At 63.7% G+C, this 26962-nt stretch carries 46 protein-coding genes; 11 read left to right on the forward strand and 35 right to left on the reverse strand.

The window, feature by feature from the left end:
• Window positions 1-76: 76 nt before the first annotated feature.
• The 7 genes from ACFRAQ_RS36120 (at window position 77) to ACFRAQ_RS36150 (ending at window position 3120) form a co-directional block, all read left to right on the forward strand.
• On the forward strand, window positions 77-475 hold the full coding sequence (locus ACFRAQ_RS36120; protein ID WP_379107576.1) for a hypothetical protein: 399 nt from the start codon (window positions 77-79) through the stop codon (window positions 473-475).
• A gap of 34 nt (window positions 476-509) precedes the next feature.
• Entirely contained in the window at window positions 510-662 is a 153-nt protein-coding gene (locus ACFRAQ_RS36125; RefSeq protein WP_379107577.1) for a hypothetical protein, read from the forward strand.
• A gap of 72 nt (window positions 663-734) precedes the next feature.
• Window positions 735-1079 (forward strand): hypothetical protein, encoded by a 345-nt coding sequence (locus ACFRAQ_RS36130; protein WP_379107578.1) that lies wholly within the window; start codon window positions 735-737, stop codon window positions 1077-1079.
• A 165-nt stretch (window positions 1080-1244) separates the two neighbouring features.
• A complete protein-coding gene (locus ACFRAQ_RS36135; RefSeq protein ID WP_379107579.1) occupies window positions 1245-1607 on the forward strand; it encodes a hypothetical protein in 363 nt (120 codons plus the stop codon).
• Window positions 1604-1870, forward strand: a complete 267-nt coding sequence (locus ACFRAQ_RS36140) for a multiprotein-bridging factor 1 family protein (RefSeq protein ID WP_379107580.1) — start codon at window positions 1604-1606, stop codon at window positions 1868-1870. Before ACFRAQ_RS36135 ends, ACFRAQ_RS36140 begins: the two co-directional genes overlap by 4 nt.
• Window positions 1871-2004: 134 nt before the next feature.
• Window positions 2005-2307 carry a hypothetical protein gene (locus ACFRAQ_RS36145; RefSeq protein ID WP_379107581.1) on the forward strand — a complete coding sequence of 101 codons (303 nt, stop codon included), beginning with the start codon at window positions 2005-2007 and terminating at the stop codon, window positions 2305-2307.
• Between the two features lie 321 nt (window positions 2308-2628).
• Window positions 2629-3120, forward strand: a complete 492-nt coding sequence (locus ACFRAQ_RS36150; protein WP_379107582.1) for a hypothetical protein — start codon at window positions 2629-2631, stop codon at window positions 3118-3120.
• Between the two features lie 117 nt (window positions 3121-3237).
• Here ACFRAQ_RS36150 and ACFRAQ_RS36155 read toward each other — a convergent pair whose 3' ends face one another.
• Together ACFRAQ_RS36155 and ACFRAQ_RS36160 are read right to left on the reverse strand one after the other, a co-directional pair.
• Complete coding sequence (locus tag ACFRAQ_RS36155; RefSeq protein WP_379107584.1) at window positions 3238-3639, reverse strand: hypothetical protein; 402 nt, start codon at window positions 3637-3639, stop codon at window positions 3238-3240.
• Between the two features lie 102 nt (window positions 3640-3741).
• A complete protein-coding gene (locus ACFRAQ_RS36160; protein ID WP_379107585.1) occupies window positions 3742-3891 on the reverse strand; it encodes a hypothetical protein in 150 nt (49 codons plus the stop codon).
• Window positions 3892-3985: 94 nt separating this feature from the next.
• Here ACFRAQ_RS36160 and ACFRAQ_RS36165 point away from each other — a divergent pair, with 94 nt between their 5' ends.
• Window positions 3986-4126, forward strand: coding sequence for a hypothetical protein (locus ACFRAQ_RS36165; RefSeq protein WP_379107586.1), 141 nt, complete (start codon window positions 3986-3988; stop codon window positions 4124-4126).
• Here ACFRAQ_RS36165 and ACFRAQ_RS36170 read toward each other — a convergent pair.
• The 32 genes from ACFRAQ_RS36170 to ACFRAQ_RS36325 form a co-directional block, all read right to left on the reverse strand.
• Window positions 4113-4385 (reverse strand): helix-turn-helix domain-containing protein, encoded by a 273-nt coding sequence (locus tag ACFRAQ_RS36170; protein ID WP_379107632.1) that lies wholly within the window; start codon window positions 4383-4385, stop codon window positions 4113-4115. The two genes, ACFRAQ_RS36165 and ACFRAQ_RS36170, sit on opposite strands and share 14 nt — an antisense overlap.
• Window positions 4386-4421: 36 nt before the next feature.
• A complete protein-coding gene (locus ACFRAQ_RS36175; protein ID WP_379107587.1) occupies window positions 4422-4922 on the reverse strand; it encodes a hypothetical protein in 501 nt (166 codons plus the stop codon).
• The gene (locus tag ACFRAQ_RS36180) at window positions 4919-5056 is read right to left on the reverse strand and encodes a hypothetical protein (protein WP_379107588.1); all 138 of its coding nucleotides are present in this window, start codon (window positions 5054-5056) and stop codon (window positions 4919-4921) included. Before ACFRAQ_RS36180 ends, ACFRAQ_RS36175 begins: the two co-directional genes overlap by 4 nt.
• A 498-nt stretch (window positions 5057-5554) precedes the next feature.
• The gene (locus ACFRAQ_RS36185; protein WP_379107589.1) at window positions 5555-5854 is read right to left on the reverse strand and encodes a hypothetical protein; all 300 of its coding nucleotides are present in this window, start codon (window positions 5852-5854) and stop codon (window positions 5555-5557) included.
• Window positions 5851-6276, reverse strand: a complete 426-nt coding sequence (locus ACFRAQ_RS36190; protein ID WP_379107590.1) for a helix-turn-helix domain-containing protein — start codon at window positions 6274-6276, stop codon at window positions 5851-5853. The genes ACFRAQ_RS36185 and ACFRAQ_RS36190 overlap by 4 nt, the downstream gene beginning before the upstream one ends.
• Window positions 6273-6728: a hypothetical protein gene (locus ACFRAQ_RS36195; RefSeq protein ID WP_379107591.1), complete on the reverse strand. Its 456-nt coding sequence runs from the start codon at window positions 6726-6728 to the stop codon at window positions 6273-6275. Before ACFRAQ_RS36195 ends, ACFRAQ_RS36190 begins: the two co-directional genes overlap by 4 nt.
• The gene (locus ACFRAQ_RS36200; protein WP_379107592.1) at window positions 6725-7426 is read right to left on the reverse strand and encodes a hypothetical protein; all 702 of its coding nucleotides are present in this window, start codon (window positions 7424-7426) and stop codon (window positions 6725-6727) included. Before ACFRAQ_RS36200 ends, ACFRAQ_RS36195 begins: the two co-directional genes overlap by 4 nt.
• Window positions 7423-7749 carry a hypothetical protein gene (locus tag ACFRAQ_RS36205; protein ID WP_379107593.1) on the reverse strand — a complete coding sequence of 109 codons (327 nt, stop codon included), beginning with the start codon at window positions 7747-7749 and terminating at the stop codon, window positions 7423-7425. The genes ACFRAQ_RS36200 and ACFRAQ_RS36205 overlap by 4 nt, the downstream gene beginning before the upstream one ends.
• Complete coding sequence (locus tag ACFRAQ_RS36210; protein WP_379107594.1) at window positions 7746-8081, reverse strand: hypothetical protein; 336 nt, start codon at window positions 8079-8081, stop codon at window positions 7746-7748. Before ACFRAQ_RS36210 ends, ACFRAQ_RS36205 begins: the two co-directional genes overlap by 4 nt.
• Window positions 8078-8257, reverse strand: a complete 180-nt coding sequence (locus tag ACFRAQ_RS36215; protein ID WP_379107595.1) for a hypothetical protein — start codon at window positions 8255-8257, stop codon at window positions 8078-8080. The genes ACFRAQ_RS36210 and ACFRAQ_RS36215 overlap by 4 nt, the downstream gene beginning before the upstream one ends.
• A 64-nt stretch (window positions 8258-8321) precedes the next feature.
• Window positions 8322-8690, reverse strand: a complete 369-nt coding sequence (locus ACFRAQ_RS36220; protein ID WP_379107597.1) for a helix-turn-helix domain-containing protein — start codon at window positions 8688-8690, stop codon at window positions 8322-8324.
• Window positions 8683-8958, reverse strand: a complete 276-nt coding sequence (locus tag ACFRAQ_RS36225; protein ID WP_379107598.1) for a hypothetical protein — start codon at window positions 8956-8958, stop codon at window positions 8683-8685. Before ACFRAQ_RS36225 ends, ACFRAQ_RS36220 begins: the two co-directional genes overlap by 8 nt.
• Window positions 8959-9088: 130 nt before the next feature.
• Window positions 9089-9631 carry a hypothetical protein gene (locus ACFRAQ_RS36230; protein WP_379107599.1) on the reverse strand — a complete coding sequence of 181 codons (543 nt, stop codon included), beginning with the start codon at window positions 9629-9631 and terminating at the stop codon, window positions 9089-9091.
• A 154-nt stretch (window positions 9632-9785) separates the two neighbouring features.
• On the reverse strand, window positions 9786-10136 hold the full coding sequence (locus ACFRAQ_RS36235) for a hypothetical protein (RefSeq protein WP_379107600.1): 351 nt from the start codon (window positions 10134-10136) through the stop codon (window positions 9786-9788).
• A complete protein-coding gene (locus ACFRAQ_RS36240; protein ID WP_379107601.1) occupies window positions 10133-10606 on the reverse strand; it encodes a hypothetical protein in 474 nt (157 codons plus the stop codon). The genes ACFRAQ_RS36235 and ACFRAQ_RS36240 overlap by 4 nt, the downstream gene beginning before the upstream one ends.
• Window positions 10603-10833 (reverse strand): hypothetical protein, encoded by a 231-nt coding sequence (locus ACFRAQ_RS36245; RefSeq protein ID WP_379107602.1) that lies wholly within the window; start codon window positions 10831-10833, stop codon window positions 10603-10605. Before ACFRAQ_RS36245 ends, ACFRAQ_RS36240 begins: the two co-directional genes overlap by 4 nt.
• Before the next feature lie 63 nt (window positions 10834-10896).
• Window positions 10897-11304 (reverse strand): DUF732 domain-containing protein, encoded by a 408-nt coding sequence (locus tag ACFRAQ_RS36250; RefSeq protein ID WP_379107603.1) that lies wholly within the window; start codon window positions 11302-11304, stop codon window positions 10897-10899.
• Window positions 11305-11419: 115 nt separating this feature from the next.
• Window positions 11420-12112, reverse strand: coding sequence for a GntR family transcriptional regulator (locus ACFRAQ_RS36255; protein ID WP_379107604.1), 693 nt, complete (start codon window positions 12110-12112; stop codon window positions 11420-11422).
• A 183-nt stretch (window positions 12113-12295) separates the two neighbouring features.
• Window positions 12296-12970, reverse strand: a complete 675-nt coding sequence (locus ACFRAQ_RS36260) for a hypothetical protein (protein ID WP_379107605.1) — start codon at window positions 12968-12970, stop codon at window positions 12296-12298.
• A gap of 96 nt (window positions 12971-13066) precedes the next feature.
• Entirely contained in the window at window positions 13067-14695 is a 1629-nt protein-coding gene (locus tag ACFRAQ_RS36265; protein WP_379107606.1) for a DNA cytosine methyltransferase, read from the reverse strand.
• A complete protein-coding gene (locus ACFRAQ_RS36270) occupies window positions 14692-15177 on the reverse strand; it encodes a hypothetical protein (RefSeq protein WP_379107607.1) in 486 nt (161 codons plus the stop codon). The genes ACFRAQ_RS36265 and ACFRAQ_RS36270 overlap by 4 nt, the downstream gene beginning before the upstream one ends.
• Before the next feature lie 182 nt (window positions 15178-15359).
• The gene (locus ACFRAQ_RS36275) at window positions 15360-15755 is read right to left on the reverse strand and encodes a hypothetical protein (protein WP_379107608.1); all 396 of its coding nucleotides are present in this window, start codon (window positions 15753-15755) and stop codon (window positions 15360-15362) included.
• Entirely contained in the window at window positions 15752-16327 is a 576-nt protein-coding gene (locus ACFRAQ_RS36280; RefSeq protein ID WP_379107609.1) for a hypothetical protein, read from the reverse strand. The genes ACFRAQ_RS36275 and ACFRAQ_RS36280 overlap by 4 nt, the downstream gene beginning before the upstream one ends.
• A complete protein-coding gene (locus tag ACFRAQ_RS36285; protein ID WP_379107611.1) occupies window positions 16324-17376 on the reverse strand; it encodes a helix-turn-helix domain-containing protein in 1053 nt (350 codons plus the stop codon). Before ACFRAQ_RS36285 ends, ACFRAQ_RS36280 begins: the two co-directional genes overlap by 4 nt.
• Before the next feature lie 300 nt (window positions 17377-17676).
• Window positions 17677-18441 (reverse strand): hypothetical protein, encoded by a 765-nt coding sequence (locus ACFRAQ_RS36290; protein WP_379107612.1) that lies wholly within the window; start codon window positions 18439-18441, stop codon window positions 17677-17679.
• Entirely contained in the window at window positions 18438-19334 is an 897-nt protein-coding gene (locus ACFRAQ_RS36295; protein ID WP_379107613.1) for a hypothetical protein, read from the reverse strand. Before ACFRAQ_RS36295 ends, ACFRAQ_RS36290 begins: the two co-directional genes overlap by 4 nt.
• A complete protein-coding gene (locus ACFRAQ_RS36300; protein WP_379107614.1) occupies window positions 19331-19789 on the reverse strand; it encodes a hypothetical protein in 459 nt (152 codons plus the stop codon). Before ACFRAQ_RS36300 ends, ACFRAQ_RS36295 begins: the two co-directional genes overlap by 4 nt.
• Window positions 19786-20475 carry an exonuclease domain-containing protein gene (locus ACFRAQ_RS36305; RefSeq protein ID WP_379107615.1) on the reverse strand — a complete coding sequence of 230 codons (690 nt, stop codon included), beginning with the start codon at window positions 20473-20475 and terminating at the stop codon, window positions 19786-19788. Before ACFRAQ_RS36305 ends, ACFRAQ_RS36300 begins: the two co-directional genes overlap by 4 nt.
• Window positions 20468-20662 carry a hypothetical protein gene (locus ACFRAQ_RS36310; RefSeq protein ID WP_379107617.1) on the reverse strand — a complete coding sequence of 65 codons (195 nt, stop codon included), beginning with the start codon at window positions 20660-20662 and terminating at the stop codon, window positions 20468-20470. Before ACFRAQ_RS36310 ends, ACFRAQ_RS36305 begins: the two co-directional genes overlap by 8 nt.
• Before the next feature lie 34 nt (window positions 20663-20696).
• On the reverse strand, window positions 20697-21578 hold the full coding sequence (gene recT / locus ACFRAQ_RS36315) for a recombination protein RecT (RefSeq protein ID WP_379107619.1): 882 nt from the start codon (window positions 21576-21578) through the stop codon (window positions 20697-20699).
• The gene (locus tag ACFRAQ_RS36320) at window positions 21578-22570 is read right to left on the reverse strand and encodes a YqaJ viral recombinase family protein (protein ID WP_379107621.1); all 993 of its coding nucleotides are present in this window, start codon (window positions 22568-22570) and stop codon (window positions 21578-21580) included. Before ACFRAQ_RS36320 ends, recT begins: the two co-directional genes overlap by 1 nt.
• Complete coding sequence (locus tag ACFRAQ_RS36325; RefSeq protein ID WP_379107623.1) at window positions 22567-22728, reverse strand: hypothetical protein; 162 nt, start codon at window positions 22726-22728, stop codon at window positions 22567-22569. Before ACFRAQ_RS36325 ends, ACFRAQ_RS36320 begins: the two co-directional genes overlap by 4 nt.
• A gap of 368 nt (window positions 22729-23096) precedes the next feature.
• Here ACFRAQ_RS36325 and ACFRAQ_RS36330 point away from each other — a divergent pair, with 368 nt between their 5' ends.
• Window positions 23097-23549 (forward strand): helix-turn-helix domain-containing protein, encoded by a 453-nt coding sequence (locus ACFRAQ_RS36330; RefSeq protein WP_379107625.1) that lies wholly within the window; start codon window positions 23097-23099, stop codon window positions 23547-23549.
• Window positions 23550-23638: 89 nt separating this feature from the next.
• Here the strand turns inward: ACFRAQ_RS36330 and ACFRAQ_RS36335 are convergent, their stop codons facing one another.
• Complete coding sequence (locus ACFRAQ_RS36335; RefSeq protein WP_379107627.1) at window positions 23639-24082, reverse strand: hypothetical protein; 444 nt, start codon at window positions 24080-24082, stop codon at window positions 23639-23641.
• A 1194-nt stretch (window positions 24083-25276) separates the two neighbouring features.
• Between ACFRAQ_RS36335 and ACFRAQ_RS36340 the strand changes: the two genes are divergently transcribed.
• Window positions 25277-25585, forward strand: a complete 309-nt coding sequence (locus ACFRAQ_RS36340; protein WP_379107628.1) for a helix-turn-helix transcriptional regulator — start codon at window positions 25277-25279, stop codon at window positions 25583-25585.
• Window positions 25586-25588: 3 nt separating this feature from the next.
• Window positions 25589-26884: a hypothetical protein gene (locus ACFRAQ_RS36345; RefSeq protein WP_379107629.1), complete on the forward strand. Its 1296-nt coding sequence runs from the start codon at window positions 25589-25591 to the stop codon at window positions 26882-26884.
• Window positions 26885-26962 lie beyond the last annotated feature (78 nt).

Consider the following 26962-nt stretch of genomic DNA (forward strand, 5'->3'; position numbering starts at 1 on the left):
TTTATCGAGTGCAGTCCATTGCATTGCATGCCGCACACTGCTATCGTTGCGGCATCGTCACAGCGAAAGGGACCCGATGAACATCCGCCAGCTCGCCACCACCGCCGCCAACACCGGCCGCCGCATCGCCGCCCGCGTGCGCCGCCTGGCAGCCCCGGTCGAGATCGCGATCCGCAACGGGGCCACCACCACCCGCGAAATCGCCGCCGGCGAACTGACGTTGATCGGTGACGAACTCGCTGCGATCGGCGCGGACGACGAGTGGATCAACTCGTACAGCTCCCCCGCTGGCAAGGCCGTCGCCAAGGCGTGGAGGGCTCAGACCGGCACGGAGCCCCGCCAGATCTGGTCGCGCCACCGCCGCACCGGACGCCCGATCTACGTCAAGGCGTACCCGACGACCTTCGCTGGCCGAACCGCCATCGACACCGGATTCGCCCGCTATTCGCGCACCGCCGCCCTGCTCGCCGCCTGACCCCCGATCCGCGACCACACCCAAGGAGATTCAGATGACGACACAGAACCTCGACTTCGGTCGCTTCAGCCTGACCGCTTTGTGCGACATGATCTGGCGCCCCGAAAGCTTCGCCCAGCTCACCGGGGCTCAGCTTGCCGCGATCAACGCCGAGATCCATCACCGCCGCGTATCCGGCCAGTCCTAGCCGTTTGCATCGCGCCCACTCCGGTGGGCCCGGTGTTGACCGCTAGAACCGATTGCACTGCAAGGAGAACCGATGACTCACCCCGACGACACCCTCACCGAAGCCGACGCCTACTGGGCGCTGACGGGCTACGGCTACACCGAAACCCAGTCCACGCGGATCCTCACCGGGCTCAGGTCCCTCGCCCTCCCGTGGACGTCCGACAACCTGCGCAAGTTCCGCCGGCAGTTCGATTACATGGCCGGCGACCTGGTCCGAATCCAGGGCATCGTCTGGCGCGTCGAGGAGGTGGTTGGCGTGGAGACCTCCCCCAACCTGGCGACCAATCCCGTCGCGCGTCTCGTGGTCCAAGCCCGCCCAGATCTCGCTACTGCGTTCGAGTTCTCCGTCCTCGACCGGATCGCCGAGCGGGTCTAGCGGTGAATATCGCGCCCGGCACACTCCGGACGCGGTGTTGACCGCTCGGTCACCAATGGGCTGGTTCACGGGCACAACGACGTGAACGAGTGGAGGCCAACGACGTCCCCCGCGCACTGAACCAGCCCGCACCCACTCCCCCACTTACCCAAGGAAAGACGGACCATGCCCTCACTCGACGCCGATTGCCGGCTCACCTACACCATCAGTCATGAAGCCTGGTACTTCACCGCGGCGGCCGCGCTATCCGGGGATGAGCAACCGCATCTCAACGTCCATTCCTCCGCGGAAGACGGCGGTGTGGCTTGGGAATTCCGCATCCGCGAGGGCGGCCTCAAGTCGATTCCGTCCACCCAGATCGTCATGTTCGACGACGCCTACGCCGCGTTGACCCAGGTGCCGGAGTTGTTCGCGGCCCTTGCAGCTGAACGGCCACGCGACGTCGCGGCTGTGATCGCGATCCTGGATCGGCTCGGCGCGCAGGACATCACCGAACGCACCGACCCGGTTGCGAAGGCGACCCGATGAGCTATCGCAATGACCCCACCTATCAGGCCGCTTTCCGCGCTGCTGAACTCGCTTACCAGCTCGGTGAGCAAGTTCGTTCAGCACGCGAAGCGCTCGGGTGGACGCAATCCGAGCTCGCATTGAAGTCGGGGATGAAGCAGAACGCGATCAGCCGTCTCGAAGCGGGCGACGTGGTGCCGAGTGTCGTGACCCTGGACCGAGTAGCGACCGCACTTCAGCTACGGCTGACCATCGAATTCATGGCACCTGATGAGCCCGCCTGACCCTCGCGAGCATCCGGATCTGACCGCCTGGCGACGCCGGCACGAACTCCGCAAGTCGAATGCAGCCCAGCCGATCCCATCTGGGAAGCAGTACCAACGGCGGCCGAAGCACCAGCGAGACAAGGAGAAACGAGATGAATGACCTTTGGGAATGGACGACCAGCTTCGAATGGTGGCAGTACTTCCTCGCCGTCTATGCGTGCGGGTACATCGTGACCGTGTTCATTCACATGGACACGTTCCTGGCGGTGCTGCCGCGCATGCGGAAAGACCGCGAATTCGCTGACGCCGAGAGCGGGTATCCGCGGCTGACGGCTGGCGTGCTCGCTCTCGTCGCGTTGTTGGCGGCGCTGTTCTGGCCGTTGGAAGCGTTGAGAAAGTCCTGGTGGCGTGGACTGGTGACCGACAAGCGAACCTTGAAGGTCGACGATGAGTGACCCAGTCTCGCTCCCGAATCCGAACGCTTGCCGCTGGTGTGGTGTCGACCGTGAGTCGCATCTTCAGCGGTGGACGCCGGAGGTGAAGTGGCATGGCTGGGTGGAGCCGACGCCCGAGCAGCGGAAGGAACGGATGCTGGCGAGGCGGACGACGGCTAGCTCGGCAGCCTCTGTCCCCATTCGCAATCTGTCGGTGCCGGATGGGACGATCGGCGGCTAGCAGCCAGCGACCTGGCAACCTCGGTTCGGGATCGGAGATTTCGAGTGGTACTTGCAGCAGCGGCGCAAGCTTCAACTGGCGGATTTTGGGCGACCGTTAGCGTGGCAACCGGCATCGCAACAGCTCTCGCGACAGGAGTATCAACATCGCTTGCGCTGTACTGGAGGTGGCGCGACCGCTCCGAGGCCGAATGGCATCTCGGTAGCCCCAAGTCAACCTGGGTGGAGGACAGCCCGTACGGCAACAATGAAAAACCCCACGCCAGTATGCAACTGGTGAACGTCGGCGACGGTACAGCGTTCAAAATCAAGATCACCGGCAACGGAACCAACATGGTGTTGCTGAACGAATCGCAACGCCGCAATGGGGTTCCGATCTCTGTATCCCAGCCTGTTCCGGTGATGCGGACTGGCGACGCCCATGCCCTGCATATCTACTGCGACCCTGATAAGTGGGATGACGCCACGGTCACGATTAGCTGGTGGCACGCGCCGACACAGAAGAAGAAGCGGTTCTTCTTTTGGTCACTCCATCAGCACCACACCGTACGGCTTTCCGAACTCGTCGCCGCGCCGGCAAAGACCACCGGGTAGGAGAAGCGCTGCAATACCAATCGAGCCCCGGACCGCGTGCGTCGGTTCGGGGCTCGTTCGGGGGTAATCGCCCGCGCTGATCGCATCAGGTTGGTTGACCGCGGCAGGGTATCAAGATCAGTGCTGCAACTGCCAGCGGAGATCGCCTCGGAGACGACCGTTCTGGGTCTTGTTGCATTGGATCTGGTCCCCTTCGCCGCTGATCCACTGCTCGCCCTCGCCCAGGCAGCTGTCGCCGGGATTGACGGTGAAGTGCGGGTCGACGGGCAGCTTCTCGTCGACCGGCCACCACACGTACGCGTCGGTGCGCTTCACCTGCACGCAATACATAATCTGACCGTCGCTGGTCTGCGCGACGGCGCCGCTGGAGGAGCAGTAGTCGCCGATCCTGACCGTCTGCTGCTGCACGGGTGCCGGCGCGGGGTCTGATCCGCTTCCGGTGGGTAGCGCGTTCGCGATGGGACTGCCGAGGAGCAGCGCGATCGTGGCGATGCCCGCGGTCTTGGTTGCTCTGTTCATGGAGATGCCATCGGCAGAGCTGATCGAGCCGCTACCCTGCGTCAGCTTCCACGCCAGCAAATGGCACGCGATGTCGGTTCGGAGGCGCGGCCGGTCGCTTGGCTAGCGGAGCCTGGGCAGCATCCGCGGATCCGCACCGTCCTGAACCCCCCGCCAGATCAGGTAGCGGATCCAGGCGAGGTCGAGCTGGACGCTCAAGTCGTCGGGGTCGTAGCCCATCTCGCGCAGTTCTTGCCGGCGTTCCCAGTCCATGCTCGTTTGGACGCAGGGCAGGCGCGTCTGGTTCCCTGCGGCGCGCCGGGAACACCTGTTCGAACCAGTTTGCCTGATTCGCTACGATCCGGGCATGCACGATGACGAACCCAGACAATGTGTCATGTGTGGCGCGACCATGCCCATCGGTCGCTGGATGCTGTGCGCTGACTGCCAGGACCGGGTGGAGGCCAACAACCGCGAGAACTGGGGCGGGACGCTCAACGACCAGTGACAGCCGTGTTGCGCTCGGCGTGGCCGGACAGAATCGCTGCGGAGTCAAGGAGTCGCTGAAGCGTGGTTCCCAGGGCCGTAGCGATCAGCATGAGGGTGGAAATGACTGGCATTTGGGCCATGATCTCGTAGCGCTCCACGGTCTTTGCGCTTCTCCCAATCCGCGCAGCCAACTCTTCTCGGCTCATGCCTCGTGCGCGCCGCAGTCCGGACCAAATCGCGGTTATTGCGACGTATAGTTCGCGCTCCGCGTCATTCATCTCCTCCACCAGGCTGATGATGCCACGACTCGCGTATCAGGCGGTGTCCCGCAAGCCCTGCTGTCCGGTGTGCCGGTCGATCGCTTGGACTCGAATTCCTGCCGCACGCGCACGCATCATGCAGTCGTATGTGCCGCGGGAACCGGGGAGCGGGAAACCGAGGCCCACATGCGCGCCGAAGTCGACCATGTCCTGGTTCCTGAGGTTGCCGGCCATCGGGCAGTATGGGCGCCCGTTCTTCGACCGCGGCCGATGATGGCAGTTGTTGTCGCAGGCGCGATCCCAGTCCGCCGGGTGCGGTTCCGCAAGGATCGTGTACTCAGGGTGGCGAGCCGCGATGATGGGTGAGCGCGCCCATCGGTCTGCGATGGCGTCAAGTCCGGGTGGCCGCCGCGGTCGTCCGTCTGGGCAGTCGCCGTGGACGACTACGAGCGTCGAGCCGACCGGCAGCTGCAGCAGGACGTCGGTGAAGGCGTGGTCGACGGCATGCCAGTCGTTCCAGTTTCGGCTGCCGGTGGCGAGGAGCCGGAAGATCACGCGACTTCGCGATTGTCGCTCTTGCCGTTGACTTCCGGGTCGCACCCCCAGCAGAGATCAGGATCTCCTTCGGTTGGGTCAGCGCATTCCCGGCAGTGGTAGATGCGGTCGCCGTTGTCGTCGTAGTCGCTCATGTTGATTCGCCTAGGTCACTGAGTCCGAGCTCGCGCCGGATCTGGTTGATCGTGTCGATCGCGCCAGGGACGCTTTCGATGTAGGCCCGCTGCCGCGCGAACCCGCACTCACTGTTCGGGCAATTCCAGGGTTCCGACCCGCACCGAACACGGCGGTTTACTGAACAAGTCAACAAGCAGCATCCCATCTCATGGCTAGATGCCGTCGTTCGTGCCGGCTGAGTTCAACACCGCGAGAGACGACTTCAGTGATGCGCGCCGCGGGCGCGTGGAATGACTCGATCGGATCCTCGCTCGACGGCTGCCACTCCCCCACGAGTTCGACGCGGTACAGGTCACCGTTCCAGGTGGACGCGTAGCGTTTGGCGTACAGGGGGTCCGGGGTCGCGAAGACACGGTCTGCGTGCAGGGTGGCCCGGTTGCGACGGCGCCGATGCCGCGGTTCGAACAGGTCGCCGGCGCGCAAGCCTGGCAGGCCGCCGAGGTAGAGGTGTCGGGTCAAGCGGCGTCGCTTTCGATGGTCTGCCAGTCGTGAGTCCACAGGCGCTCTCTCGGAATTCGGCGAGTGGTCTCCCCTTGCCAGTTCCACACCTCGTGACCGCCTCGTTCCTGCGCTCCGGTCGGCAGCATGTCGCCGAGGGCGTCGACCACGTGCGTCGCCTGATCGAGAAGTGCGTTCCGGAGCGGCCAGTCGCAGCCGTCGAATGTCCAGTCCTTCCCACAATTCCGCGCCCACCGCTCGTACTCGGAGCGCGCAACCCGCTCGATCGCCTTGGCGCGGATCTCGTCTGCGTTCACGCGTCCTCCCAGGCGGTCACAGTGAACTCGAAGTAAGCGCCAACAGCTTTCGCGTACGCGCGGATCGCCGACATGGTCGGGTTCGTGCCCGCGGCCTCAAGCTGGATCACGAGGAACGGTGAAAGACCCATGGTCACGGCGACCTGGTCGACGGTGAGGCCGCGGGCTTCGCGAATCTCTCGCAGGCTGACGATCAGATTGACCTGCTGCTCGGCGAGCGCCAGGCCGAGCCGATCACGCGAGGTCGGATCCTTGATCCCGGGGTAGTTGTCCATCACAGTGCTGCTGGGTCGAAGCACATTCCCTGACACTGCATCTCTCATCTCATCGCAGAACGCGCAGATGATGATCGGGTTGTCCCCGTCGAACCGCCACGAGTGGCTCATGCCGTCGACGTGGCGGGACAGACAGACGTCGGTCACTTGTTCTTCACTCCTAGCCGGTTCATGACCTTGTCGTGCCAGTCGTGGTCACACGAGTAGCCTTCGGCTTCAACCGCGTCGAGGGCGCCGACGATCGAGTCGATCTGCGCACGCTCGCCCACCTCAGCGCGCAATCGCGCGACCTCCTTTTCCACAGCACGCAACTTCGCCGCTTCGGCTCGGCGGCGTGGTTCGTCCAGCCAGTCGAAGTAGTCACTGCGCTCGAAGTCGTCGAGATCGAACCGCTTCTCGTCGCCGCCGCATCCGATGACGAGTTCAAGGCGGTTGTAGTCGCCGTACTCCTCGCAGAAGGTGGCGCGGGCATGCTTGCCGGCACCGAATCGGGCGCGGATCTGTTCTGCGAGTTGACCGATTGCGTCCGCTTGCGGACTGATTCGGCAATCCGCGAAGGCGAGCCACTCATCGAAGATCGACACTGTCTTCTCGGTCACGCGACGTCCACCTGGCTGTCGCTCTCGAGCCGCTCGGCCAGGACCGCCGCTTGGCGCAACACCGCCATCACTTCGTCAGGGTCGCGGTCCCACCACGCCTCGAGGTCGGGGAAGCACCGATACGCGTAATACCGGTCGTAGTCGTGTTCGAACTGCGCTTCGTCCACGCCGATGAGCGGGTAGACGAGGTCTATAGCTTGCTCCCACAGCGCGTACATGCCGGCGGGCGGGCGCGCAGCGGAGCATTCGCTCCACGCACCCCGCTCCGGGCAGATCCCGAATTGGACTGCTTCCCAGAGGTTTCGGCCACCAATCTTGATGGCGTCGGCCAACGCTTCGGCGAGCGTCTTGGTGATCGGTTCCGGCACAGGAAGGTGCCTGATGAGTTCCGGGTCAGGTTCACGGTTTCCGAGCCATGCACGCACGGGTTCGATGTCATCCACGGTGTTCATCGCCATCGCAACATCGCTGACAGCACCCTCGGGCTGTCCACAGTTGAAGCTGATGATGTAGCGAAGGGTGCTGATGTCGAATCCGAAGTTCACCCAGGTGGAGTCGTGGCTGGTACCGCTGAGGCGCTCGCGCACGTCGTCAGCGAGTTCGCCAGATGCCCAAACCCGCTGCTCCATGCGCGAGAGAGGGGTGAGTTCGAGCCACTCGTCGAGCGTAGAGACTGTGCGAATGTCGTTGTCGCTCACGCGGCCTGCTCCTGTGATTCGAGGCGGATGCCGTAGTTCGCGCCGCGTTTGCACCCAATCCAGGTGCCGGCGATCACGCCGCGGTCGATGGTCGCGGTCTGGATGATGGCGAGCATCTCGGTCATGAACATCGGGTACTGGCGACCGGTTTCGATGTCCTCAGCGACGTAGCGCGCCGCGGACTGACCGCGCACGGTCCCGACGATGCGCAGGCTGGCGTCGAAGGATTCGTTCGCACGCCATTCGGATTGCGGACTCGGGAAGGCTTCCATGTGGCCGGTGACCGTGTTGAACGGGATCTCGGAGAGGAGCTTTCGGGTCATTCGGTCTCACCGATGCTGGTGTGGACAAGGACGGTCATGGTCACTCTGTGGACGTCGGATTTGAAGCGATCAACCAGTACGCCTGGACTCGCGAGCGTCCATGGGATCGGGTGCCCGTCGAGCGTTGGGTGATCGGGGATGCCACTGACGGTTCCGACGAGCACAGCGAAAGACAGCAGCCACGTGCGCTTGTTGATCGCGTGAGGCCGGTATGTGATTGACCAATCCGGGGAGAGCGGCCAAGGTAGTGACTCGCCGTCGATGAGGATTGTTGTGGGCGTCAGCTCGACGGCGCGTGCGACAACGCTGTGCAGTTCACGCGTCGTGCTCATGCGGCCCGCCGGACACGATTGATCTTGCGTGCCTTGCGGGCGGCACGGTTCTTCACACGCCGGCGCAGGATCTCGTTGTCGGGGACGGTGCCCATGTAGACGTGTTTGTGCTGGAGGCCGAGGAGGATGGCGCGCGCCCAGCCAGTGCTGTATGGGTCAGCGTAGGTGTCGGGCATAGGCTGAATCTGAAGCACGAGAGTGGTTCTCCTGTGTGAGGTTCGGGCCGGAGGGAACGCTCGGTTACTGGCTCACGTCGCCATGTATCGCGCCGAGGTAGTAGTCCGGTGGGTGTGTGGCTCCGGAGATGTCGCCTGAGCCGCTGGAATGTTCGCTGCGAAACTGGTCGATCCAGCTGGACAGCAGTGCATCTCGTGCTTCTTCGGGCGTGCACGGCTGCATGTCGCGCACGATCGCTGTGAGACGTTTGAGGGTGTCGGCATTGCTGGGCGACATTCGTCCGTAGTTCGCCCAGCCGTGAACAGCACGCTGCGAGACGCCGAATGCGCGTCCAAGTTGCGTCCAAGTGAGCCCAGAGCGTTCGTGCAGCCAGCGCACCATGCCTGCGGCGTTGAGTGATTCGACCTGTTTGGCGTGCTCGCGGTCATTCATCGCGGGCTTCCTTCGCGAGCACGGCTTCACGCGCGAGACCAGGCTTCGGGAGCATCTGGCTCCAGCGCCCGTCTGGGAGGTTCTCCAGCGGGTATTCGCGGCGCGCCCACTCGTACGCGTACAGGGCTCGATCCAGGCGAGCCGCAGGCGAGTTCGAGATGTAACCCTTGGGGTGCGGGTCGTCCATCATCAGCGCTTCGAGGGCAGCGTGGAACCCAGCGGATTCAACGAGGATCTCGGATTCGGGAGCGCCGGCTGGGTCAGTCACACGGCTATTCTCGAGACAAAGTCAAGCCAGACTCGGAGAGTGTGCACACGTTCAAGACTGGATCGGCATTAGTACTGGTAGAGCCGATTTCGTGACAGGATCTCGGTACGAATAAGCGGAACTGATCCGCTCAGGGGTTTGATCCTGGCGACTCGGTGGGATCTGCCGGCGTCCAGATCCCGACCGGCGGCAGCACGGATTCCGACGCGCGCACGTAGGTCAGCAGCTGCCCGTTGACCACGCGCTGGATCATGAAGGCACCGCCCGGTTCACTCTGCAAAGGCACCGTGTGCCATGGCCCATAGATGCGGACCTTGCCGCGATCAAGCCGGTAGCCGCGGACCTCGATCACAGACGGTCGCGACTCCACCACCCGCCGCGATTCCCTGGCCAACTCCCACTCTTCGGGGGCGGCGGGGATGCGCGCCTCGATCTGAGAGGCGGGGTCGATGTGCCACCACCGCGGCGACCGCATGACCAGTAGATCCTGGACGCTCATGGGTTTTGATCCTCGCGCCTCGGTCTCGTGCCACGTCTCGCCGCCATCGAGGCTGTAGTAGCCAGGGCTGAGCAGGACGGGCACCGAATCGTCAGACATGGTGGGGCCTTTGATCGCGCCGCCCTCACGTCGGCCACCGCCGATCAGTCGACGGATCTTCGCGAGCGGACTCATGGGTTTTGATCCTCCGTCATCCGCGCCATGCGGTCCCATGAGCGAATCAACATGTCGAACGCTTGGGCAAGTGAAGGTGCTCCCCATCTGTCGACCAATGCGAGCTCCGGGTCTCCCGACGTGACCAGGATTGGGGCCCTCAGATCACGTTCGGTCATGACTCCGATCCGCCCCCAACGACAGCCCACTCCGATCGGTCAGGCCAGTACCAATCTCGCAGTGCCCGAATGTCATCGGCAGACACGTCCATGCCTGCGGCGCTCAGCATGGCCTGGTCCAGTCCGATGGATGGCTCGGGTATCGGGTTCTCTCGGATAAACGCCGTCGCCCACTCGTCGCCTTCGAGTGACATGGATACCAGGTCTCCGTATGCCGTGACGGCCATCGAGATGAGCGCCGCGGCGGATGGGGGACCGAACATGGCGCGCAGGAATACCTCGCCGACGCAGCCGTCCACCAGGTCCTCGTGGAAGGGCCGACCGCACCAGCACGCCCTGGTGCTCATGCTGCTGTTCCTGCCTCGATGTCGATCGGGTTGGGGCAATCCCCGTCGCCTCGCTTCGTGCCGCACTTCCAGCACTGGGCGTTCACGCACTCGCCACAGCAGTGGCACCGGATATCGCCGTACTCGTTTGTCGGACATCCACACCCCTGCGTGCTGGCAATGCGCGCCTCCGACCGCTTCACCGAGGTCCGGGACGTGCTGTCTTCCTTGGGAGCATTGCCAACGAACGCGACGCTCACGAAGAACTGGTCCGGCGGATCGAACGGGTAGCTGTTGCCTTCGGCCTGGACTTCGAAGATCGCGTCCTTGCCGGACTGCATCGGGCAGATGATGCGGTCACCGGGTTTTGGCCGGCGCTGGAGCCAACCGTGGATGGTGCCACGGCCGTTGGAGTCTGGGATCCGGAACCAGCCGATCCGGTTGCCCCACGTGTTGTGGTCGGCCATGCGGTAGACGTGCGGCTCGGTCATGCCGCGGCTGCTCCACTGCTGGCGGCCAGGTTGTTCGGTTCGAGCGAGAAGAACAGGACGCTCGTGCGCGCCGGCGGCGCCCCGTTCTGGGTGTTTACCTGCCCGAAGATGTAGGCATACAGCTGCTCGCGCGTGCGCCCGTTGACGGGAACGACACCCGACATGGTCGAAGTGTTGTTCTGGCTGGTCGACCATTGCACGGTGATGATGTAGTGGAGTTGCTGCACGCGCTCATTCTCGAGAGCGAGTCAAGCCGAGAATGAGCAGCACGGACAGCTTCGCTCCAGGTACTAGCCGAACGAGACCTTCGACTTGTTGTCTTGACACAGATTGTCGACGGCCGCGCTTATGTAGAGGCGTGCCCCTCGATCGGTGAGCATCGGCGTCCATTTGCCCACCAGTTGATCAGCGGTAACACCTTTGTCGAGAGCGGAGCAGATTTCACCGCCCCGATGAACAGCAAGCTCTGCATCCTCGCTCACCTTTGGCGCGTACTGGTTTTGCAGTTGCGCGACGAACGCTCCCGCAGCGCTCGGGTTGTCCTTGAAGTCGTAGATCCGATTGCCCGGCGCACTCGCAGGCTTGGCGGATGTGGTTGTGGCCGCTCGTGTCGTTGTGCCGCTTGACACAGCCTGGGACTTCTCGTCCGCAGAGGTGCAGGCCGCTGATGCCAGTAGAGCCGCCAGCACGATCAGCACTCGAAGGGTTCTCACGCCGGGGACCCTAGTGCGCAGCAGCAGCTTTCATGAACGCCGACTGCTCGGTCTGGCACGATCCGTCAGCACAGGCACAGCTAATCGGCGTCGCCTGACCTCACCTGCCCGCTTCGGGTTGGCCGATGCCGGTTAGTGCCATGCGGAACACGAATGCGTCGTACCGGTTCAGCGGGTAGGACACGTCCGAGATCATGAGTGCTCGCCCCTCTGGATCCAGGAACCGCTGATGGACTGTCTTCACCAGCTCCCCAGGTGGGGTGGCGAGCCAGGCGGCGTGGGCCTCCACTGGCAGACGGTCAGCGATTGTCTCCTCGAGGAACGCCGCGGCCCTTGTGTCATCGATGCTGCGGGGCTGGAAGGAGTCCGAGATTGAGATGGGCTTCCCGTTCTCGCTGGCGCGAGTGACGGTGTGGGTGATCTCGTCACCCGCGGCGATCCTGAACGCTTCAGCCAGTGCCTCGGGCGCCGGGATGCGCTTCGAGTCGCGTTCGATCCGAACGTCGTCATCCGGCGCGTGACCGAACACCGTTGCAGGGCTGTCGATTTGACGGTCAGGGGAAACCCGAACCAGGTTCGGCCTGTCCGCGACGAAAGTTCCGCGGCGCTCAATCGACCGGACCAGACCTTGGCCCTGTAGGAGCTTGATCGCCCTGCGGACGACGATGTCCGAAACACTGTTGGCAGCAGCCATCTCAGAGAGACTCGGTAGCTGGGTACCCGCCGGCAGCGCTCCGGAGCGGATCAGCTGCGTGTACTCGCTGGCGATCGAGACATAGGCAGGCTCTCGCACCAGGTCAGTATACGCAACTGCGTATACGCTTCGAGGCGGAAGGCTAATGCTTGGGCGGTTGCCTAGCTGGAGCGGACGACGACCGGCGGGGCGAGGCCGGAGCCACTAAGTCGGAACCCCGCCGGTCAGACCGACCAACCGAACGAAAGGAGGCCGCCGCCGATCGTAGTTGACGGCCGGCCGCTACTCTCCGGATTTGCCCTTCCCGCTTGAGTTTTGGCCGAAGAAGAAGCCGAGAATGAGTAGGAAAGCGCTCGACACGACCTCCAGTGGGGTCGTGCGCGTGAACATCGCAATCACGAGAGCGAGCGCGAGGATCAGCAGTAGTACGCCGCCTATCAGGACGGCTGCCGGCTCACGCTCGAGGATGGCCTTCCGGTTCTCCCATTTGGTCTTGTTCACCTGTTGGTCGGCTAGCCGTACAGCTCGCTGGACTTCGATCTCGTGCAGTTGCTTGACCAGATCGGCTCGCTCCGCTTCGGTACGAGATACCACGGCCAGAACCTCACTGCGCACCACTGGGTCGTCAACCTTCAAGTCGACCACGTCCCGGATCTGCGCGATCTGCTCTTGCTGCTGCCTCTCGACAAGCGCGTCGACAACCCTGCGCCGTGCCTGAGTAAGGTGAGCATTCAGATCACCAAGTGAGACTGGGGTGCTCGGGTCCGGCCAGATGATGCCCTCTTGCCCGGCGCCGCCTGGTGCACGTATCAGTTCGGCCTGCTCCATCAGAAGCTTGTCGAGGAGTGTGAGCATCTTTCGCAGCTCTTCGGTCGATCGACTGCCGATTTCAGGAAAGAAGCTCTCGTCGCCGATCACCTTCCCAGCTGCCTCTTCGATATTGCGCTGCTTGAACACGATCGGATTCTGATCAGTAGCCACCGGTCTCCCTCGCCTACTCGTGAAGCGGCCCACCATCAGCCGGTTCGCAGGATAGCGGACCGCTTCGGCGAATCACGCGGCGGATTCGGTCTTCGTCGTGTCCGCGGCATGCAGCACAGCGCGCAAGCGCGCCCCGATCCAAGCGCCGACCGCGGGCGACACTGCGTTGCCGAATCCGTCGACCTGGTCGCGCGCCGAACCCCACACGATGAACTCGCCTCGGTGCCCAGGGAAGTCAGTGTCGAAGCCGCAGCCGCGGCCAACCTCGTGAGGGCCGAGCATCCGAAAGTGGCAGTCCTCCAACGGCAGATCAGCCAGCGCCGCAGCCCATTCCGCCGTGAGTAGCCCGGGGATCTGTTCGGAGGTGACGGTCGGCATCGGTTCGGCGTGGACCGCGGGGAGGGTGTTCTTACGGAACGGGATGATGCCGGTCATCAACCCGAGGGTCTCCGATCCGGGCTGGGTCGGCAGCGGCGCCGTCACACTGCGAGGCGCGCCTTGGAAATTGTTGACCGCGGCGAACAGCATCGCGAGCTCGTGGGTCGAGGTGACGGTATCCATGGGCTGACTGAAGTTCTTGCCATCCCCGTTGTGCCGGTGCGCCGCGAACACCGCACCCGCGGTGAGGAGTCCGGTCTCCTGCTGGCTGGTTTGGGTTGCCATGGGCTGCCACGGATGCCGCTCCGACCCGTGCGCGCTCTTCGCCGGCATGAGAACCGCCGGGAAGTCAGCGAACCGTTGCCGGCAGCGTTCCGCGCGCGCCATGGTCGCGGGCGCCAGCGGCTTCTTTCGGTCCCCGATGCGGGTCCCGAGCGTGGTGAGGTCGAGGGCGTTCAGCGACGGTGTCATCGGCGGGATGACCGAGTGGCGGCAGCGTGCACACCGGTAGTTGTACTGCTTGCCGTACCGCACTGAACCTGTCGGTGGCACACCGGTTTTCCACGACCAGACGGCTTCCACGGCCTGGTCGCAGTGCGCGCACCACGACAGCGGGCAGTGGTCGAGGTCCGGGGCGGGGAGTTTGCGGTCCCAGAACACAATGTAGAGGCGGTCCCGGGACTGTGGGACACCGAAGAACATCGAGTTGAGCCGCAACTCCTTCCACCGGTACCCCAGGTTGTCGAACTGCTTGAGCCACCACCGATACGTGGATCCGTCGCCCACCTTCGGCTTGCCCGGGATCGCGGGACCCCACGACACGAGCTCGGTGGTGCACTCGACCAGAATCATCCGCGGCCGATGCTGATCCGCGTAGTGGAGCACGCAGTTCGCGGTCGCACGGTCCTTCTCCGAACGGGTCACGCGCGCATCGAAATCCGGGTCATCGAGATCAAACAGCGACAAGCCCTGCTCGTACGCCTTCAACGTGTTCGCCTGCGAATGATTCACGCAGGAGACGCCGGCGACTAGGAGGTCCCCCGCGGGCAGGTCGCGCGCGGAGTGGTAGTCCGACGATTCGGGGTCGACCAGGTCGGCGATCCAATGCTCGGCATGCGGATGGTTCGCCTCGTGCACGTCGACCTTGTAGGCGTTGTGGTTCGCGGCCATGATCGTCGTGAACCCGGCCATCTCGATACCGCGGGTGAGGCCACCGAACCCGGAGAACAGGTCCACGGCAACAAGTTCATCGTGGCGGAATCGGCGCTGACGAGTAGCCGGCCGATGCGTGGCGGTGCGAGGTGCTTCCGTGGCTTTCGTCATGCCGCCACCTCCGCCGCACCCTCGATCTGCTGCATGACCCACGCGATCTTCGAACGCGCTTCGTCGGCCTGCCCGTTGCGCAGCTTCAGCTCGATCTCGGCGAGCAGCAGCGCGAGGCCGCCGAGGGTATCGACCCCCAACGGGTCGGATCCGATCAGATCCCGCGCTTCCGCGATCCGCGCGGTCACCTTCGCCATCACCGTCGCCCGCGCCCGCTTGCGCTCCCCCATCTCGTTCTTCGCCTCCACGTACGCCTTCGAAGGTTTGCCGTCCGACGTTCGACCCGGATGCGCCTGCAGGGCGGCGTTGTCGTACGCGTTCTGCGTCTCGATGCCGGACCGGATCTCCACGAGCGCCCGCAGCCAGCGGACGCGATTCTCCTTGCGCCGCAACACGTCGAAGTGCGGGCCGGTCGCTGATTCGTCGCGGAGGTCGGAGTTCACCATGATGTCGAAGGCGGCGTCGCCGAGGAGAGCCCGCACAGGCTTTCGATTCGGGCGAACTGATGCCGATGCACGGAAGTCGCTCGAAGATCGCTCCACGGCAACGCTGGGCGGCAATCCGGGCATTCCGGGATCGGATGCGCGGTCGCTGAATACAGGGGCGGTCGGATGGGACTGCGTCGCTACCAATTGACAATCCTTTTCATTAAGAGGGTTTTGGGCTACGCGACCTGCGTTTTTGTGCCGGTTATGCGGATTACGCAGGGCGCGAAGGCTTCTTGTCCGGTGGCGCTGATGCAGTAGTTGCCGGCGGGCGCTCCGCAGTGGGCGCAGTCGTAGTTCAGGGCGCCGCCGATTTGGTAGGCGGGTCCGACTGCTCGGCGTGCAGGGCGTTGTGTCGTTGTCCGGGTGGCGATTTGGTTGGCGAGGTCGATGACCGCGGCGGGTGTGATGGCCCAGGTGCTGGTCTTGTGGTGGATGGAGACGGCTTCAAGGGCGACTGCGGTGTCGAGGTGGCCGATGGCGGTGTGCCATTGGGTGATGGTGTCGGCGTCGATGGCGCGTTGGTCGTATTCGGCGACGGCGGTGAGGACGCGGTGGGTGTCGGCGCGGTTCATGCTGCGGTGTCCTGGTCGTCAGTGGTGGTGCGGCGGAACGCGCGTCGCGGTTCGCGGCCTTCTTCGGTGGTGGGGTCCCAGGTGCGCATGACGTTCCAGATGGATTCGAGTTCACGCGGCTGCCGGTCGGCGAGGTCACGTTTCTTCGCTTCCATACGGCCGAGGAAGTCGGCGTACTGCTCGGCGGACATGGGGACGGGTGAGCCTTGGTCGAGCGCCCAGGCTTGGGCGATTCGCGCGGCCTGGTTGGGCGTGAAGTCCATGTCCTGGAGGGTGTAGTTGGCTTCGTTCATGAGGTCGCGTTGCGGCTTGGGGAGGTCTGTGAGTTGCTGCGACCGGGCTTGACGGGCGGCTCGGATGATGCTGTTGGGGGTGGGCCGGAATTCGTCTTCGGCGGCTTGGTAGGCGCGTTTGGTGCCGGCGAGGAGGTCTTCGTGGGTGAGTCGGGATTCTTCGAAGTCGGTGGCCCAGGCGAGGATGGTGGTGTCGCCGGGGACGGGGAACCAGAGGATTCGGCTGCGGATGTAGGCGAACACGGTGGTGGCGGTGGTGATGTAGTACTCGGTGCTCATGCTGCGGGGGTCTCCCAGGTGTGGGGGTCGGCTTCGAGTTGACGCAGGGGCGCGAAGAACCCTTGGCGGGTGAGCGCCGGTGTGGGGGTGGGATTTTGGGTGGCGGCGAGTTTGCGGAGCCGTTCGCCTTGCGCGATGAGGTCGTGGAATCGCTGGTCCGCGAGGGGGATGTTGTTGGCGGACGCGGCTTTTCGGGTCTGCCATTGCGCGGTGGCTTTGGCGTGGAGGGTGGTGTATTTGCGGCGGAAGGTGGGCATGTCGAGGATCTGGGCGCGCCAGAAGTCGTCGGCTTGGCACCAGTCGATGAGGTTGAGGACTTTGTTGGGGTCCCGGCCGTCGAGCTGAATGAGGGCGCGGGCGGCGAGTTCCCACTGCCGGGTGATGGCCGGCGGGTCGGCGGTGAGGCCGTTGGCGAGTACGCGTTCGTGGAGGCGTGTGCAGAGGGCGTGGACGTGGTCTTCGGTGGGGTCGTTGCCGCTCGGCGCGTCCGCGCTCGCGTTACTTACGTGAGGGAGAGGTTCTACGGACTGTTTATTGGACTCTTCAAGGACTACTTGTATGAAGTTTTCTTCAGGTCCAAAAGAAGTTTTCTTCAGGTCTAATGGGAAGTTTTCTTCATGGCTAATGGAAGAATCCTTCATGCCCAAATCGCCCGAGAGTGAGGCTGTTACGGAAGAATCCTTCAGGTCTAATCCGACAGCCTGAGGGCGACGGCCGCGCTTCTGCCGCTCCGGCTTCTCATCGGTACGGACAAGGTAGATCGGCAGGTCGTAGACGACCGGGCGGTACTCGGCGGCGATGCCCGCGGCGGGCGACTGGTCGGGCGACACGACCAGCAAGCCCTTGTCGATGAGAGCTTTCACGTGGTCGGCGACGTTGCGTTCGGTGCAGCCCAGCTCCCACGCAATGGTGGACAGCGACGGGTAGGCCGCGCGGCCGGTCTTGTCGGCTCGGCGCGCGAACGCGTTGAGGACCATCTTGGCAGCCAGTTTGACCTTGAGATCGGGTGAAATCTTGGCCGCTACCCATTCGGTTGCCTGGACGCTCATGCAGCTCCCCCGTCCCCGCGCGCGACGGCGCCGGCGGTGGTATGGATGTTGTGAACGGCGGTGTCGCGGAGCGATTTTCCGATGCGGTCCGCGGTCGCATGCGTGCGGCGATGCGCAACTGGTACGATCATTGTCGAGGCCCCTCCAACGGGCCGTGGTGCCGAATATCGCTTTGATGGTTCGGCGTTCACGCACTGCGAATGCGTGAGACTTTGTTCAGCCCCCCATGTGGCAGTGGGGGGCTGAACTGCGTTCAGGGTCCAAACGGGATTGCATCCATCGTATTGGATGCAATCAATACTACACAACAAGATCGGGTGTTCGAGCCCCCTGCGACCCTCGCGAACCTTCTGCGACGTCACCAGGCATGGCACGGCGTCGGCTGGCGCGGTTGCGGATGCGGTGACATTCCCGGCACTGTTGATGGCCGGTGGAGCTGACGAGGATGTTGTCGGGGCTGAGCGCATGCCCGTCTTTGCAGTGGCTGCGCTGGGCGGTACGCGAGGGGATGGCCGCAGGATGATCGATGTCGATGTCGTACCAAGCCAGCGGGGACGCGAGCCCGCGGTTGCGGGCGCGCACCATCGTGTTGTTTCCGGGACCGATGGACGCTGAAAGCTCTTCGTACAGTTCATTGATCGCGAGCCAGGTGGTGTAGCGGATCCGCGGCTGCTTGATCATCGACTGCAGTTTGACGCGGTCATAGATACCGAGCCGCTCAGCCAGGTACTGCGACTGCCAACCCATCGTGTTGAGTGCTTCGACGCGCCGGCGAGCACCGACAGCTAATGCGAACCATTGGCTCGGGCCCGGTCGGTGATCGACCTGCAGAAGGCGTTGCGCGAGTTCTGCTTTGACGCGCGGGAAGGTGCCGTCGACGATGAATCGGACAGCTTGTCCAGAACAGTCTGCTCCCTGGCGGATCATCTCCAATGTCATTCCCCAGCCCATCAGTGTCTCGATGTGGGCTCGGACGGGTGCTGGGTCGGTGTAGACCTCGACGCCGTTGGCGCGGCGCCACAGGTACAGCTTCTGTTGCCGGCTGCGTTCGGTGAGGGTGCTCATGCGGCGGCCTCGCGGCGCTTTTTGCGGTGGCGCACGATCGCACGGTCGCCACTTTCGAGCTTCATGTTCAGGTGCTGCGCGACTTTGGGTCCGCTCCAGCCGTGGTCGACGGCGTAGTCCAACAGCGCAGTTCGTTCAGGGTCCTTCACCTCGCCGTGGTGTTCGCCACGCAGGATCCGTTGGAAGAGAACTTCATCGATGGCAGTCGCGGTCGGGACTTCTTCGATGACTGGTCCGTGGTCCGGGTGGTCGATGTCGACGCCTTCCCATGCCAGCGGCGGCGCCCAGCCGTGCTTCTTCGCCCAGTTCCGCGTCCGCAGGTTGGTTCCTGGTGTGGCGCTGAGTTTTTCGAACAGATCGGCAACCTGTCGCCATCGGGCGTAGGTGGTTTTGGGGTAGTCGCCAACCTTCTGGATGACTGATTCCCGTTCGCCGATGGCGTGGGCGATTTCGGGTATAGCCCAGCCGATCGCCTGCAGAGCCTGGATACGGCGTACGGCGCCGATCGCGAGGACGTACCGCTGGAGCGGATGAGGGGTGTGCGAGACGCTGAGTATGCCGTCAGCCGTCCGGCGCTGAAGGTACGTCCGCTCCCCAGCGGCGACACGTCGAACAGCTTCGTAGCCGCAGCCAGCTGCGGCAGCGATCATCGAATGCGACATGCCATAACCGAGGAGCTTCTCGACGTGCGGGCGAACCATCTCGACCGGTACAGAGGTGACGTCGATGCCCCGTTGCGCCCGGATGAGGCGGCGCTTGTGGTACAGGCGAGTGTTCGGCGCCGTGACCCGCCGTGAACGCACGTTGGGGTCCACGCGCCGGGGAGCGAATCGAGCACCCGGTTCTTCAGCCTGGCCCGGTTTCGTGGGAAGCCCTTCCAGCCAGTTGGTCATGAGTGCCCGCCCTCCAGCGCCTTGTTGACCTTGGTGCCGGACATGCCGAGGACCTTGCCGATGCGGTTCTTGCCCCAGCCGTGAGCACGAAGTCCACGCGCGTATACCGGCTTGTCTTTGGCGTCCACACAGGCCTGTCGGCCATCCAGGATGCGCTGCAGAACGACTGCGTTTGGTGCCGCGATCGGCGGTTCGGGCCGTGGGAATAGTGTGGGAAGTTCGGTCGGATCGACTGCGAGGAGCCGCTTTTCGAGGTCGGGGCTGATGAGCCGTGACCGGCCGGCCTGCAGTCGCAGCAGCGTCATGGAGGGCCAGTTGAGGTGCTGCGCGAGTCGGTGGGTGGTGACCCAGCCTGTGTCCATGACTGTGGCGAGATGTTCCGTCGCGCGGGTGGCGTCGATGTAGCCATCCGCAATGAGTCGGCGCGCGGCGTAGGAGGGTTCGGTGGTAGTCATGCTGCTTCGGCCTTCGGGGAGTAGAGGGGCCACTCGGTCGGGACGTCGGTGAACGACTCCCCTTTCCGGCGCAGCCAGTCGATGAAGCTGTAGGCGCGCTCGCGATACCAATGGGTTTGGGCGGCCATCAGTTCGTCGGCGGTCAGGGTGGCGAGTTCGGGATAGATGCGCGCCAGCCGCCAAGCCAGGCGGGCCGCGGCAACGGCGTCGCCTTCGGCGTCGTGGGCGTTGTCGAGGCTGACCCGGTAGTGGATCGCGACGGCGGACAGCTTCCGGGAGCCCTTGCGGTACTTGTCGAACTCGCGGTCCAGGACGTAGCAGTCCACGATTGGGCCGCGGATCTCGAACCCAGCGTGAAGAGAGGCGACCATGGAGAAGTCGAAGGCGCCGTTGAAGACTGCAACAATGCGGCCTTCATCCCACACTCGGTACAGCTCGCTCACGACCTCGGCAACCACCTCGGCGTGCGGACGGCCGTGCTTCTGCACGTATTCGTCTGTGTAACCGTGGATTTCGGTCGCTTCGGCGGGGATGGGGATTCCGGGGTTCGCGATCCAGTGGGAGCGGGTCACGTCCGGGCCGTCGATTCGGCCGATGAACGCGGTGACGATTCGGTCGGCGCCGATGTTGACGCCGCTGGTCTCCAGGTCGAAGCACGCGAGTGGCAGTTCGGTCCAGCTAGTCATTGACGTCCTTGAGGGCTGCGAGGATGGTTTGCCCGGACTTGATGGCGACGGCCCGGTAACCGTGGTTGCGGTTGACGTAGCGGAGGGCGTCGAGTTCGTTGTCGAAGAAGGCGACCGCGTAGCAGTCGCCGCCCTCGCCGCCCTTCTTGCCTGCCTCGGGGAATGCGACCCAATAGTCGGAATCCAATGGGACAGTTCCTCTGTCGTAGGGCGGCACTACGTCACTCCCCCGCGTCCGGCGGGAACATTCCACCGTCGTCCGCGGGCGGAACTTCGGCGTAGTAGTCCGCCGGCGCGTCCGTGGCATCCGAGGTCTCGGCGTCGATGACGTCGGGATCGACGTGCACGGGGTGATCGATGGCATCGGGCGACAGGTCGATACGGACCGCTTCGTCGTGCTCGATCGCGCGGGCGAGATCGGTCGACTTGGGCATCCATTTCGCCAGCTGGCGCACGCAGGTCTTGTGGGCCATGCCTTCGAAGTTGTCGACCCAGGGGCCGAAGACTTTGCCTTCCTTGGTCTTCGCGGTCGCGTTGGCCTGCCGGTACTCGATCATCTCGTCGTAGGTCATGACGAGGAACGCGTGCCCGCCGGTGGTGAACTTCGCGATGGCGTAGAAAGCGACGATGTCACCGCGGCTGCCCTTGAGGTTGGGCTTGTGGATCAGGCGGTCTTCGAGGCCGTAGTCGACGTCGAAGACGTCGTTGGAGTAGACGGTGCGGGCGATGAGGGAGCTGACCTTGCCCGAGCGGTGCGCGAGCTCGACGAGCCCTTGGTAGCCGACGACGAGCTGCGCCTTGTATCCGCGGGACTTGCCGTCCCAGAACGGAAGCAGCCACGCATGCCCGAGAACACCGGGTCGCAGGCCGAGCTGTGCGCAGGTCATCAAGGAGCCGAGGACGCTCATCTGCTCGCACTGGGCAAGTTTCGGGTTCTGCTTGAGGCAGGTGATCGCGTCGCGGACCAGCTGCGCGGCCTCCATGCCGCGGGGCATGGCCATGGCGAACTGCTGCTCCATCTTCTCGATGTTCGCGCGCAGGTCGTCCTTCTTCGCGGGCGCGTTCTGGGTGGTTTCGATGCGGTCGACGAGATTGCGGGCCATCAGGCCACCTCTTTCAGGTCAAGGGATTTCGCCTGGTAGCGGGCGTAGATGTCGGGGTGCTCTTCGCGCAGTTCGCTGGTGTCGAGGCTGGCGAGGGTGAGGTATTCGGCGTACAGCTCGGGTTCGGCGTCGCGGAAGTCTTTGGTGCGGAACCGGCCGTTCTTCAGCGCGACCCACACGTTGTCGCCGACGAGGAGCCGATCGTGGCCGCGCATCAGTGCGCGGATCTGGTTGCCGGCGACGGCCTTCCGCTTGGCGGCGTCGGTCTCCGCTTGATGGGCCTGCTTGTACTCGGCGTGCAGGGCGTCGATCTGCTGCCGGGTGACGTGCATGTCTCCGCCGACGTGCGGATGGAGTTCGTCGACGGATTCGCGGTCGGCGGTGGTGCCGGTGATCGGCGGTTCGATGTCGGCGAGGACGTGGCCGCGCCAGAACTCGTTGCATCGGTCGACGACCAGGTTGATGAGGCGTTCGTTGCGGTCGACGCGGACGACTTCGAGGCGGTTGCCGCCTATGAGGCCCACGGCGTAGGCGTGGGTCGCTCCGGTGACGTACATGCCGTGGTGCAGTTGCAGTTCGGCGTGGTCGGGGATCTGCCCAGTCCATCGGCCGGCCATGAACCAGGCGGTGTTCTTGCATTCGAGCAGCCCACCGTCCGACATCAAGCCATCGGGCGAGTACAGCATGTACGGGCGAATGACCGATTGCAGCGTTCCTGGGGTTTCGACGGTGAGGCCGAGTCGCTCGCACGCAACCCGCCGAATGATCGGCTCCAAGGCGCGGCCCCAGAACATCGTTTCGGTGTCGAGGTCGGCGCCCGCGGGGACGCGGCGGGTCTTGCGCAGCCACACCGTCCACGCGGAGTCCCAGTCAACGAGTCCGAAAAGCGCTGATACTTCGGAGGATCCGATGCCGGCGAGGCGGGCTTCGAGCCATTCGGGGCTGCCGTGCATTGTGGGAGGAAGCTCGCGGTAGAGAGCGGGATTGGTCACCAGGTGCTCCACACGGTGAGGCTCCAGTCGAGGAGCCAGGCGGTCGCGCCGAGAAGGAAGCCGAGTGTGATGAGCAGGCCGTATGAGATCAGTACGTGGATGACGCCGTGTATGGCGTTGCCATCGGGGGGTTCGTGGATAGGCTGTCGAGTGGACATGCCGAGTGCCTTTCATCGCTTTGGGTTGCTGGGCTGTTCGGCTCGCCCTCTTGCCAGAGGGGGCGGGCACCTAACTTCAGAGAGAGTCACCAGAGAGAGAGTGTCGTGCAGTGCAGTGAATCTTGTTGCTTGCATTGCACACAGTACAGCGCAGAAGACTCCAGCGCAACACCGTCAGCGCGGTGAACTTAATGAACGAAACCCCAGCCTCACACGGGTCACTTGACCAGCGGAAATGTTCCGAAACTGTGGGCAAACCAGGGGAAACTGTTCAATGTACTGGTCAAAACTCAATGAACACCCGATACCATCGAGACGCCAGAGAGAATGCCCCCGAGCGGGGCCGGCCGCACACGAAAGGGTGTCCGGTGTCGACCCAGACGACAAACGAGACGGAGTGGTCCAAGTACCTCGCGTCTCTCATGACAGTGCAAGGCGTCAAGAACAGCGAGCTCGCCGATGCCATCGGCGTATCCCGCAGCACCGCGGGCAATTGGCTGACGAAGGGCACCGTGCCCGACTGGAAGCAGGTCAAGGCCGTTGCCCTCTACTTCGGCCGCCCCATCAGCGAGGCCCTCATTTGGGCGGGATTCCTCACCGCAGAGGAACTTATGTACGTGGCACCGCCACTCGCACCGGAATCGATGTCCAATGAGCAGTTGCTTTTGCTGCTCCAGGACCGGCTCGCTGAGCTCACATCGTTGCGAGAGACCGTGGCCGCCAACGAAACCGCATCAGGCGCCGGCAAGGAAAAGCTGCCGCCAGCAGATCGGGCACCGAAAACAATCAGGGGACGGCAAGGCGCAACGGGCCGGCGCTAACGCGCGCAGAACTTGACAATGCCCGACACCAACACCTAGTGACAGGGTGGCGACCCTGGTCGTAGTCGCCACTCCCCTGCCCTACAGGCCTAGACGGTTGCGTCGTAGGTCCGCTGGAACTGTTGATCCTGCCAGCCGCGGAACCCGCGGGCCGCCTGGATCATTCGGACAACACGGTCGCCCGCGGACGCCTCGATGCTGATATGGCATTCGTAGTACAAGCCGTGAACACGGTGTGTCCGGCGCGTCCAGTGTGCGGGTCGGCGCCCGGCGGGGCGGTGCATCCATGCTCGCCACCCAGCACCGCGCAGGTAGCCGAGCTCGTGATCCTCGAGAAGCATGTAGGGATGGACATCGATCCGGTTCCGGTCAGCCCAAACGACTACCCGCCCAATCTCTTTCCAGAACCCTTCGAGGTCTTCCGAGACGCACGTCAGCCCCTGCGGCTGATGGACGGTGATCCCCGCGAGACGTAGGTCTTCAGCCGAGATGTCGTCAATGTGGGTATAACGAACCTTCTGATACTCGGGCATCCTATGTGTTCCTAGTGTGCGCATGGGTGACCCGCTCGTCCGCATCCACGGAGCGGTCACCTCGGTGTCCTGGGCCACCAAGGATCATCGAATGCTGATCCTTTCGACCCTTGTATCCGGCCAGCGAACCCCCGATAGATGACTGGCCTACTCCATGGCAGACGCGCCGCAAACGAATGTCGGTTGACCCATTTGCGCCTCGTCGTTGTGGCATACCGGTGACTCTAGTATGCGTCATGAATTTTGTCCCAGATGACTCCTTCAAAAGTTCCACACCTGTTGTGTGGGTCAACGAAGCTCGCTGGAGTAACAATTTCAGCATCCAGTCAGCAAATACTTGGCGCGTCCCGGCAGCCGCACGAGAAGAATTGCCGGCGTGCCACGCACCTGCCATTACCGAACGGTAGCGACAGTAGATGCGACGCCGAGTGCCAGACAATTGCACAATCGGCCCGTGTGGAACACGTTGCAACAATGGCCTGCATGCGGCGCCGACCAACGGCCAAGGCTGCGGCAACCCCGCACCGAATCCAGCATTGCCCCCAAGTTCCCAACCGCTCGCCAGCCGCTTTCGCATGCGCACCCCACTCGCTCATCGAACTAATGTTCGAATCCTAGCGCCCGAAGCCCGAGACGTCACCCAGCAAACACTCCCAGCCCAGAACCAGACACCCGCCGAGAAGTCGCGAACCACGAACGAGCAGCGACGATGCCGATCAAGGCGCGCCCCCAAGAGCATCGGGACTACGCGCGCGTCACGCAGCAGCGACCACTCCCCATTCCCCGGACGCCACGGGAAGTGATCCGGCCGGCAAACGCCCCGACCCGGTCCGGCGACGTCCCCAGAATCCACTTTCCAAGGCATGGGGCGTGAGTCAAAGACGCAAGAAGTGACACATCCAGGTACACACACTCCCCAGTGGCTTCCCTCAACAGGGACTGCCGAATTGTGCCATTCACTCCATTTGGCTAGACAGTCCAGCCCGGATATGTATCTACCCGATCAGCTACGCATTGGCTATCCGATAGATCCGGGCTTTGAATTACTTCCCCCGACACGCCGGGGGATCCACCCGGAATGCAACAGGGCGAAATTGCGCGTTCGACCGAGCCTTCGGAGCCACACGCGATCGACCCCTCCGCGCCGGCGCCTGGGCGGCGCCATGGCGACCCAGCGGCGCGCCGAACCACCCAATGACCCACAGCCAAAGCAATCCGGCACAGTGCCTTGCATTGCATCCACTGCACTGTATTCTGTGGAAGCCGGGGATCTTCCGGGACATCAACCCATTCGCAAGCGAGGTCTGGATGCACAACAACACCGTCGTCTGGCTTACCAGAGCCCAGCTCTCAACCCGAACAGGGTTCGCCGAGAAGACACTTCGCAACTGGGCGAGCCAGGGCAAAGGACCGAAGTTACACAAGTTCGGCAACCGAGTGCGCTACCACCTCACCGACGTCGAGGCATGGGAAGCCACCGCCGAAACCGTGCTGGCGGCGTGATCAATGGCCCTGGAACCAGGCGAGCTGCCACCGAAGTCCAAGCTGATCCCGACGAAGCGCACAGACGGCACTTGGGAGCTGGACCGTGTCCGGCACCGTGCACTGAACGGCGAGGAGGTCCGCACCAGCGCGACCGGGCGGACGAAGAATGAGTGCATCGACGAGTGGATGCGGCGCTTCGAGATCAACAACCGCAAGAACACCAAGCGGCGCCGCACCAGCCGGCGAGTCCAGTTCTCCCCCAATGACAATATGAGTCTGGTCTTCGCCGAGCTCGACAAGCAGTGGAAACAGCGCGTCGCGGACGGCACCATGTCGCCCGACAGCTACGACAACAACTATCGGATGATCTACGAGACCACCCACAAGGTGCGATACAACCCGAACCCGGATGCGTACAAGCTCGAGACCGAGTTGGGGAACCTCACGATCGCCGAGTCCGCGGATGTCGCCGACCTCATGGACTATCTCGACGAAGTCGCCGAGACCTCGCCGACACGCGCCGAGAAGCATCACGCACTGTTGCGTCAGGCGTATCGCCTGGCGGTCCAGGGGCGTGCGATCACCGCGGCCGCGAACCCGATGCCGCACATCCCGAAGCCCAGGCTGGTTCCGCCGGTTCCACGGCCGATGGACCGAGCCGCACAGTGCGCGATGTTCGACTACATAGATAAGACGCTGTCCGAGTCGTCGTATCTACGGATCTTGTATCTGCTGCTGCTGGGTACCGGCATGCGTCCGGGCGAGGGTCTGGCGGTCCGTTGGAGTGATATCGAAGTCCACACCCTCGACGACGGTTCGAAGAGGACGGTTCTGCACATCGGGGCGACCGTGCGGTGGCATCCCGGAGTCAAGGTTCATCGGCACGGAGATCGCAAGGCCGGCAACCCTTATCGGGTGGCGCTGCCCGTGTGGCTGGTAGCGGAGTTGGATGCGCAGAAGCAGCGCGCGAACCCGGCATCGGAGGATGTGCCGATCGTTGCCAGTGCGCGGTCGGGCTCGTGGGTGAGTGTTCAGACGGCACGCCAGTTGGTGTTCCGGGTGCGCCGCGACAGTCCGGCACCGGGGTTTCGGTTGTCGGATCTGCGGGACACGGTGGCGACGTTTCTGGCGGCTGTTACCAAGGATGATGAGCGGGCGAGTGCTCAGCTGGGGCATACCGATGGCAAACAGTCGATGGCGCAGCGGCACTACATCGACGGCGGTGTGAAGCGGATGATGGTGGTGGACAACACTGCTGAGCTGGAGATGCTAAATCCGCTGGTTTTGGGAGCAGATCGGGAATCGGGTGGCATTTAGTTCGGTTTTGGGGGGCCGAGTACGGCCCCTACCTGCAGAAACTCCACAGAATTAGCGTATCGACAGTCCGATACGCAT

It is taken from the genome of Nocardia sp. NPDC056611 (genome assembly GCF_042792755.1).
In the GTDB taxonomy this organism is placed as follows: Bacteria; Actinomycetota; Actinomycetes; order Mycobacteriales; family Mycobacteriaceae; genus Nocardia.